Raw genomic sequence first — 8,321 nt, 5'->3', positions numbered from 1 at the left:
TCTACCGTTTGAGCGACCTGTCGGCGAACAACTTTAAGGTAGTAGTGGCGAAGACACCGTCTATTTTGCTTGGCTTTGTAACAACCTCTGATTATATCGTTTAGGTGTGATTAAGTCGTTAGCCACCAAGAATCCCTCTGCTTTAGCTGTAGGGAGTGTGTCAACTACAAGTTCTAATTAATAAAACAAATAGGTTTGACCACACAGCTATAGTAATAATATTTGATGAGGTATAGAAGTATCTTCAGCTAACCGATTAAGCTTATCCGACTCGGTAGGGAAGAAATAGGATAATACAGTACTAGTACTAACTCCAATAGGAGTATATTTTTATAGTAGACATATAGAACCAAATCTATTGACCACAAAAAAATACGATGTACAAGTACCTGAAGGTGTATCAAAATCAAAAATAGTATTTTTTAGTGATACTCATTTTGGAAAGATGTATGATCAGTCTAACATAGAAAAAATAGTAAAAAAAATAAATTCTCAAAAGCCTGATATAGTTATATTTGGTGGTGATTTGTTAGATAACTATGCTAGAGACAAATCTTTATTAGATTTAGAATATCTATCTAACAATTTAGCTTCTATAAAAGCTAACTATGGAAAGTATGCTATATTAGGAAATAACGACTATAGTGATGGGGCTATTAATGTTTATAATGAGATTATGAATTCCAGTGGATTTTCTGTAATAAAAAATGATAATGTATTTATTGACAAGCTGGGTATTAAGCTAATTGGCTTTGATGATTTATTGCTGGGGGATACAGACCCTAGCTTTTACTCTATAAAAAGTGAAGATTTTAATATTATATTATCTCATGAACCTGATGTTGCAAATAAAATTAATCTGAAGAACTATGGATTGATGTTGTCTGGCCATTCTCATGGTGGGCAAGTATCTATTCCATATATTACCCAAAAAATCTTACCTGCTGGAGCTAAGGAGTATATAAAAGGTAGATATAATAATGTAGGAATTAATAATAATATTGATTTATTTGTAAGTAAAGGAATTGGTATGACATTAGTTCCATTTAGACTATTTAATATCCCAGAGATTATGGTATTGGATTTGACTAGTAACTGAAAGAATAGGATAGAAAAAAGACTTGAGTGGAAACTCGGGTCTTTTAGTCGTTAAGCTATATTCATAATATTAAGATTAAAGCTATATAATTAAACATAATGAACATAAGGGGTGAATAATATGAAATTTGAAATTTGAAATAAAGGAGCATTCTTAGCAGCAGAGTCTTCAGTAGAGCTAAGAACTACTTTTAATAAGAAGCTAGGTACAGGTTTTTTTGGTGGTGAAGGATTTATACTTCAAGAGCTAAGAGTAAATGGAATGGCATTTCTTGAGATGGATTTAGCATCAGGAGAAGTTATAAAAATAGATACCAAAAAGTTCTAATTAATAAGAAGTAAATTATAGAGGGCGATAAAAAATGGGAAAAATGATATATTATTTAGTTGTTTTATCATCTTTAGTGGCTATTACAGGTTGTACATCGAAAAATCCAAATGAATTGGAAAAGCAAGTAGAAGTGGAAAAAAATATAACAGAGGAAAAAGAAGAATTATTAACATCAATAGAAACTTCATACTTAGAGAATGAAACCTTATCATATAAAACAAATTTAGAATTTGAACATGATAAAGACATAGTGTTTCAAAATAAATATTCAAAAATGGATGGTATATTTACATTTAGAGGAAACTCTCTTAGGAATTCGCCATCATTTGGTAATGCGGATTTAAATAGTAAAGAACTTGAAGTAGCTTGGGAGTTTAGAACTTCATCTAGTTCATGGGGAGGTGGTGCTGGATGGACAGGTCAGCCATCTATAGTTAAGTGGCCAAAAGAGCTTAGAGAAAGTATGAATATATATGAAGAGTTCAAAAATAAAGAAGATTTTATAGAGGTCATCTATGCAAGTTTGGATGGCAATATTTATTTTTTAGAGTTAGAATCAGGGAAACCAACTAGAGATAAAATTAGAGTAGGAAATCCAATAAAAGGAAGTGTAAGTATAGATCCTAGAGGGGTACCTTTATTATATGTAGGTGAAGGGATTAATGAAAGTGGGACTGTAGGTTTCAATATATATAGCTTGATAGATGGAACTCACCTATATGAATTAGCAGGAAGTGATTCATTTGCAAGTAGAAGTTGGCCAGCATTTGATTCATCTGCTATAGTAAATCCAGATACAGATAGTGTGATAGTAGGAGGTGAAAATGGCTTATTATACAATATTAAATTAAATACAAACTACGACAAGGAGAATAATGTAGTAAGTATAGATCCTAAAATAAACAAGTATAACTTCTCGTCATCTTTAAATCAAGGACGTTTAGGTATAGAAAACTCTATAGCTATATATGCAAACTTAGCTTATTTTGCAGATAATGGTGGAGTAATTCAATGTGTAGATTTAAACAGTTTAAAGCCTGTATGGGCTATAAATGGATTTGATGATATTGATGCTACACTAACTATAGATGTAAAAGATAGTAAGCCATATATATACTGTGGAAATGAAGTAGATCATCAAGGTACTAAAGGAATAAGTAAATTAAAAAAGATTGACGGAATAACTGGTGAAGTAATTTGGGAAAAAGAATTTGAATGTCAATCATTACTAGGAAAGAAACCTAATAATGGTGGGTTAATGGCAACTAATGTTATAGGTAAAAATAATATTGATGATTTAGCTATTTTTTCTTTAGCTAGATATAATGGATTTAACAAAGGTAGAACATTTGCTTTAAACAAAGAGACTGGTGAGGTAGTTTGGGAAGCATTATTTGATAATTATATGTGGTCCTCGCCTATTGATATATATGATGAAAATGGAAATGGATACATCATTCAAGGAGATAGTGCAGGTAATTTACATTTATTAGATGGTAAGAATGGTAATAATTTAAGTTCAGTATTACTAAATGGTAATATTGAAAGTTCTCCTGCTGTTTTCAATGATATAGGAGTAGTTGCTACTAGAAATGGAACTATATATGGAGTAAAAATAAAATAAATTTTTCAACAATAATCTTTTTATAGAAAACAATATAAGAGCATTGTATAGCTATACCATCCTCATCTAATTTAGCTACAGCTGGATAACCTTTTGAGATACCATTTAATTGTTTTTGAATAGTCTTTACATCTCCACCTCTGCTATTTATATTTAAATCATATCCAGGATCTGAAGAAGGTACACCTGAAATAATAGGAGCCCTATGATATTCAATATCATTTCCATAATAATATTCAAGTATTTGATCAAAAGAGTAGCCTTGGTCTCCCAGAGATTTACTTCCCCATTGAGTCAAATAATCCTTTACTCACTATGCTCCCCCCCTCTTTCTCATATATAGTATATGTTTTATACCTTATACAGGTTCTACTATATTTATATGAGTACTAGCAAAGTGGGGGAGTGCTTACAAGTAGTTATCAAAAGCACAAATAAAGTTACATTTTCTATACAGCATCACTTTGTATATAGTATAAACTATAAAAATAACCTTTATTATCTATTAATTCATCAAAACTTCCTTTTTCTATTACACATCCATCCTTCATAACTATAATCTCATCATAATTAATTAAAATATTTTTTATAAGCTTATGAGTTACAACAATCATAGTCAGGTCATCTAAATTTAATAGAGAACTTTCTAAATTATATGCAGTTTCATTATCAAGAGCTGAAGTAGACTCATCTAGCATAAGTATCTTAGTATTATTTATAAGAGCCCTAGCTATGGCAATTCTTTGCTTTTCTCCACCAGATAATTTATTACCATTTTCTCCTACCATTGAGTTGATACCTTTATCAAGTCTATTTATAAGAGACATAATGCCAGCTCTTTCACAACTTTTTAAAACTTCCTCATCACTATTATTTGAAAATAGTCTTATATTTTCTTTTATACTATCATCAAACATAAATACATTTTGCTGAATAATAGATATATTCTTGTATAAATCTAGACTATATATATTTTTTAGATTTTTATAATCTATAAATATATCACCATTATAATCGCTATAATATCTCATAAGTAGTTTGATTAAAGTACTTTTACCACAGCCACTTTCACCTACTATAGCGTACTTCTTATTTTTTTCAAAAGTAAGATTTATCTTATCAAGAGCTTTTCGTTCTGGTGTATAAGAATATTCCAGGTTTTTAACTTCTATAGCTTTTTCAAAAGTTTTAAGAGTCTCATTTTCTACGTCTTCACTTGTAGTTTCTAGAATATCTTCTATTTTTTTGCCGATAAGAGAAACAGACTTTATTTGATTTATAAGAGTTATACTAGTTTTTACAGGTGAAACTATGTGAGTACTTAGCTGTATTATAATAATAGCAGTACCAACAGTTATCTTACCGTTATACATTAAATATCCTCCAAGTATTAAAACACCAAGGTATATAGAAATTCCAAAAGAAACTGAAAAACCTCTTATTACAGCTTCTAATACTGAATATTTTCTTTTTGTTTCTTCTACCTTCATAGAGCTATCTAAAAATATATTGTTTATTTTATTAGTTATATTGAATCCTTTTATAACTTCAAATCCTGTAAATAAATCTTTTGTTATAGATGTTATATCTTCTAAATCAGTTGAATATTGATTTTTTTCAATTATCAATTTCTTAGATAGAGCATTAGGTATTACAAATCCTAAGATACCTACAACAGCTATAAATATTACTATATATGGGTTTATATAAAATAAAGCTGTAACTGATATTAAAAATGATGTTAAAGAGGAAATTACTAAGAAAATATTATTTAAAAAATTATCTTCTATTAACTTCACATCATTGTATAACACTGATATATACTTCCCACTATTATCTAGAGAAAAGTCTTTTATATCCTTTTGTATTATCTTTGAGAATATATCACATCTTAAATTGTTTATAGTGTTTTTTATGTACTTAGACATAACTAAACCATCTATATACTCTGTTAAGAACATTAGTATTATAAGTCCTACTGTTAATAATATAATATTTATAAATTTCTCCTTTTGCCCTGTTGCAAAGATATCTAGTATTACTCCCATCATGATATCAAATGATAAAACAGATAATACTACTAATATCTTTGTTATTACTCTAGTAATAAATTGACCTTTATGCTTTAATGCATATTTAAATAACATTTTCATTGATGCTCTCCTTAATTATTATGTTGTGTACCTACTATTATAACTTAGTTTTAGTATTCTTGTTCTAACAAATGCCTCAGATGGAAGTATGTAGCACATTTAAAGGTAATTATAAATATAGAAACGAATATATATTAAGTGGACATATTTATAATAATCCTAACGTAAGCTTAGTATTCTAAAAATATATAATTTAAAATAGGAGATGAACATGAAAAATAAAAAATTAAAAATAATAAGTTCTTTAATAATAGTATTGGCAATAATTATTGTATGCTCATATACTTACATGACAAATGGAGAAAAATACAATGGAGGATTACAATGGTTAACAGATAGACCAATAGCTCACAGGGGTTTATTTAATGAAACAAATCCAGAAAATTCTATCGCTGCCTTTAAAAATTCCATAGAAAACAATTATGCAATAGAGTTGGATGCCCAATTTACAAAAGATAAAGAAGTTGTTGTTTTTCACGATGATAACTTAGAAAGAATGACAGGTAATACTAAAGATGTATCTGAGTTAGAATATATGGAATTAAAAGAACTTAAACTAAACAATAGTAATGAGTCTATCCCATTATTAAAAGATGTTCTTAAAGTAGTGGGTGGAAAAGTACCAATATTAATAGAAATAAAAGATTGCAAAAATATAAAAGAACTAGGAGAAGCTACATACAAAATAACACAAAACTATAAAGGAAAATATGCAGTTCAATCATTTAATCCATTTGTATTAGAATGGTACAAAAAAAATGCAAGTGAAGTAGCTAGAGGACAATTGTCAGGAACATTTTCAGATGAGAAAGGAAACTTAAAATCTTACGAAATATTTTTACTAAAGAATATTATGTTAAATTTTAAAAGTAGACCTAATTTTATGTCTTATGAGTTAAGTGGACTTCCTAATTCTAGAGTAGAACAATTAAGAAATAAAGACATACCAATAATATCCTGGACAATAAGAAATAAAGATGACTTGAAAAAAGCATATAAATATAGTGATAATATAATATTTGATAATATGATGCCATAGAAAATTTATAAGTACAATAGGAGGTTATAATGAAAAAAATTATAGCTATAATTTTTCCATTGATATTAATTATGATATTGACCGCATGTGGTTCTAAAACAGTGGATTCAGGTGTTAATTTAAGCACACCTCAACAGAAAAAAGAATCAACCAATGAAAAATCAATGGATAGTATAGAAAAAGAAGATTCCAAAATAATAGTAAATACCTTTTTACAATTAGAAACTACAGAATTTGAAAAAACAGTAAGTGAAGTTCAAAATCTTACAAATCAACTTAGTGGATATATAGCTACTTCAAATATCAGCAACACTTCAATTCAAACTAGAAATCAAAATACACGATATGCAAGCTATCAGTTAAAAATACCTAAGGATAATGTTAGTAAATTTATTGGAGAAATAAAAAAATATTCAAATATTGTAAACACTACTACTGAAAGCATTGATGTAACTACTCAATATCAAGATACTGAAAGCAGAATAAAAGTATTAAAAACTAGAGAAGAAAGATTATTGGAATTATTAAAAAATGCTCAAAATCTCTCAGATACTATCAAACTTGAGGAAGCCTTAAGCGACGTTATATATGAGAGAGAAAAATTACAGGCAAACCTGAATAAACTTAATAAGGATATAACTTATACAGCTGTAAATCTTGATATAAGCGAGGTTGATAAGTATAATTCTAAAATTAATGTTAAAGATTCTTTTTTTGACAAAGTGGTAAGTACTTTTGTAACCAGTATCAACTATACCTTAGTTTTAGGAGAAAGATTAATACTAGGTGTTATAGGATTTATACCTCTGTTAGTACTATTTATACCTATAATACTTGTAACATACTTTATTATTAAGAAGTACAAAAATAGAAAATAATTCAATAGTTATTGATAATGTTGTTATGAAGCATAAAGATTTGCCTAATAATTTTGAAGGGTACAAAATACTTCAAATAAGTGATTTCCATGAATTCCTATCTATTATAAAATCTTTATAGATTATATAATATTAATGAATCGATATATAATTAAAGGCTATAATTTTAATAAGAATTAAAATATATTATTCATTTTAGGAAGAGGTTTTAATATGGAGTATATATTAGGAGCGGGTATACTAGCCTTACTAGGAAGGAAGTTTATTAAAAATATAATGGATAGCATAGTATTTATAGCTATAATAGTTATCTCTGTAGCTGTAACTATGATTTATAAATTACCATATATAGTAAGCTTAAGTATATGTGTTTTGGTAAAGTATGGTTTAAAAGACTTTATAACTAATCTAAGAATTATAATGAAATCTATGGTTAAATCAAAAAGAAGATATTACAATGGATACCTTCAAAAATTAGTATACATATTGATAGACTGCAATTATTTATTATTTACATTATTATGTTATATGTTTTTAGCAAAGGAAATAATCCACCCTGTAGTAACTTTTTCTTCAGAGGAAGCTATAGTAGTATCTGTTGTAGTAGTAATAAGCATTAAAATAATAAGGAAAATCCTAGATAAAATTACTAAAGCAGTTAACTATTAATAATAAAGCTACATCTTGAAAAAAACTACAAAAAGAATTATAATAAGATAATATAAGCCCTTGAAGGGGAGTAGCTTTCACTTTTGTGCTAATCAACCGTCACTTCGGATAATATCCCGGTTGATTAGCAAGTAATGACTTGTTAGCAAGACCTTCAGAAATGATTTAGCATTTCTGAAGGTCTTTTTATGTACTTAGTACACGAAAGGAGATTTAAATGAATAAAAAAGAAGACATAAAAAAAGAAGTCTTAAAATCTATAAGGTATATAATACCTATAATCCTTGTATTCGTTGGTATATTAGTACTTAAAAATTATTCACACATAACAAAATTCGTAACTACTAATATAGAAACAATAACTGGTATATTAACACCATTTTTAATAGGTGTTTAGTACATACTATTAGTAGGCCAAAAAATTATTAAAAGTTCTTCCACACAGAATTTACCAATCCTTTTATGTTAATACTCTTATCAAAGAGTTAAATATAAAAGGATGTGTGAGGGTGATTACGTTGAAAGATAA

8 protein-coding genes and 1 pseudogene are annotated in these 8,321 nt (G+C 27.8%); 7 read left to right on the top strand and 2 right to left on the bottom strand.

All coding sequences use genetic code 11. The features are described from left to right. Positions 1–358 precede the first annotated feature (358 nt). From ACRC03_RS02640 to ACRC03_RS02630, 3 genes and pseudogenes are all read left to right on the top strand, one after another. A complete protein-coding gene (locus tag ACRC03_RS02640) occupies positions 359–1,099 on the top strand; it encodes a metallophosphoesterase (RefSeq protein WP_438651001.1) in 741 nt (246 codons plus the stop codon). Positions 1,100–1,249: 150 nt separating this feature from the next. Next, positions 1,250–1,426, top strand: a pseudogene (locus ACRC03_RS02635) (AIM24 family protein); the annotation flags it as partial. Between the two features lie 34 nt (positions 1,427–1,460). Next, positions 1,461–3,053, top strand: a complete 1,593-nt coding sequence (locus ACRC03_RS02630; RefSeq protein ID WP_438651000.1) for a hypothetical protein — start codon at positions 1,461–1,463, stop codon at positions 3,051–3,053. On the opposite strand, the gene ACRC03_RS02625 is transcribed toward ACRC03_RS02630, so the two are convergent. Beyond that, on the bottom strand, positions 3,028–3,351 hold the full coding sequence (locus tag ACRC03_RS02625) for a hypothetical protein (protein ID WP_438650999.1): 324 nt from the start codon (positions 3,349–3,351) through the stop codon (positions 3,028–3,030). The genes ACRC03_RS02630 and ACRC03_RS02625 overlap by 26 nt on opposite strands. A gap of 151 nt (positions 3,352–3,502) precedes the next feature. Further along, positions 3,503–5,206 (bottom strand): ABC transporter ATP-binding protein, encoded by a 1,704-nt coding sequence (locus ACRC03_RS02620; protein ID WP_438650998.1) that lies wholly within the window; start codon positions 5,204–5,206, stop codon positions 3,503–3,505. 211 nt (positions 5,207–5,417) lie between these two features. On the opposite strand from ACRC03_RS02620, the gene ACRC03_RS02615 reads away from it, so the two are divergent. From ACRC03_RS02615 to ACRC03_RS02600, 4 genes are all read left to right on the top strand, one after another. After that, positions 5,418–6,245: a glycerophosphodiester phosphodiesterase gene (locus tag ACRC03_RS02615; protein ID WP_438650997.1), complete on the top strand. Its 828-nt coding sequence runs from the start codon at positions 5,418–5,420 to the stop codon at positions 6,243–6,245. 29 nt (positions 6,246–6,274) lie between these two features. Next, positions 6,275–7,123 carry a DUF4349 domain-containing protein gene (locus ACRC03_RS02610; RefSeq protein WP_438650996.1) on the top strand — a complete coding sequence of 283 codons (849 nt, stop codon included), beginning with the start codon at positions 6,275–6,277 and terminating at the stop codon, positions 7,121–7,123. A 213-nt stretch (positions 7,124–7,336) separates the two neighbouring features. Continuing rightward, positions 7,337–7,792 (top strand): hypothetical protein, encoded by a 456-nt coding sequence (locus tag ACRC03_RS02605; protein WP_438650995.1) that lies wholly within the window; start codon positions 7,337–7,339, stop codon positions 7,790–7,792. 217 nt (positions 7,793–8,009) lie between these two features. After that, the gene (locus ACRC03_RS02600; protein ID WP_438650994.1) at positions 8,010–8,189 is read left to right on the top strand and encodes a hypothetical protein; all 180 of its coding nucleotides are present in this window, start codon (positions 8,010–8,012) and stop codon (positions 8,187–8,189) included. The last annotated feature ends 132 nt before the right edge of the window (positions 8,190–8,321 follow it).

The sequence above is a fragment of the Romboutsia sp. genome, from assembly GCF_051659545.1.
Taxonomy (GTDB): Bacteria; Bacillota; Clostridia; order Peptostreptococcales; family Peptostreptococcaceae; genus JBOFOR01.
Note: the sequence above shows the minus strand (reverse complement) of the source record. Positions and strands in the feature narration are given on the sequence as shown.

Excerpts from the sequence above, each read along its gene's own strand:
- ACRC03_RS02630 (WP_438651000.1), top strand. The coding sequence starts at position 1,461 with ATGGGAAAAATGATATATTATTTAGTTGTTTTATCATCTTTAGTGGCT.
- ACRC03_RS02620 (WP_438650998.1), bottom strand. The coding sequence starts at position 5,206 with ATGAAAATGTTATTTAAATATGCATTAAAGCATAAAGGTCAATTTATT.
- ACRC03_RS02615 (WP_438650997.1), top strand. The coding sequence starts at position 5,418 with ATGAAAAATAAAAAATTAAAAATAATAAGTTCTTTAATAATAGTATTG.
- ACRC03_RS02610 (WP_438650996.1), top strand. The coding sequence starts at position 6,275 with ATGAAAAAAATTATAGCTATAATTTTTCCATTGATATTAATTATGATA.
- ACRC03_RS02605 (WP_438650995.1), top strand. The coding sequence starts at position 7,337 with ATGGAGTATATATTAGGAGCGGGTATACTAGCCTTACTAGGAAGGAAG.
- ACRC03_RS02600 (WP_438650994.1), top strand. The coding sequence starts at position 8,010 with ATGAATAAAAAAGAAGACATAAAAAAAGAAGTCTTAAAATCTATAAGG.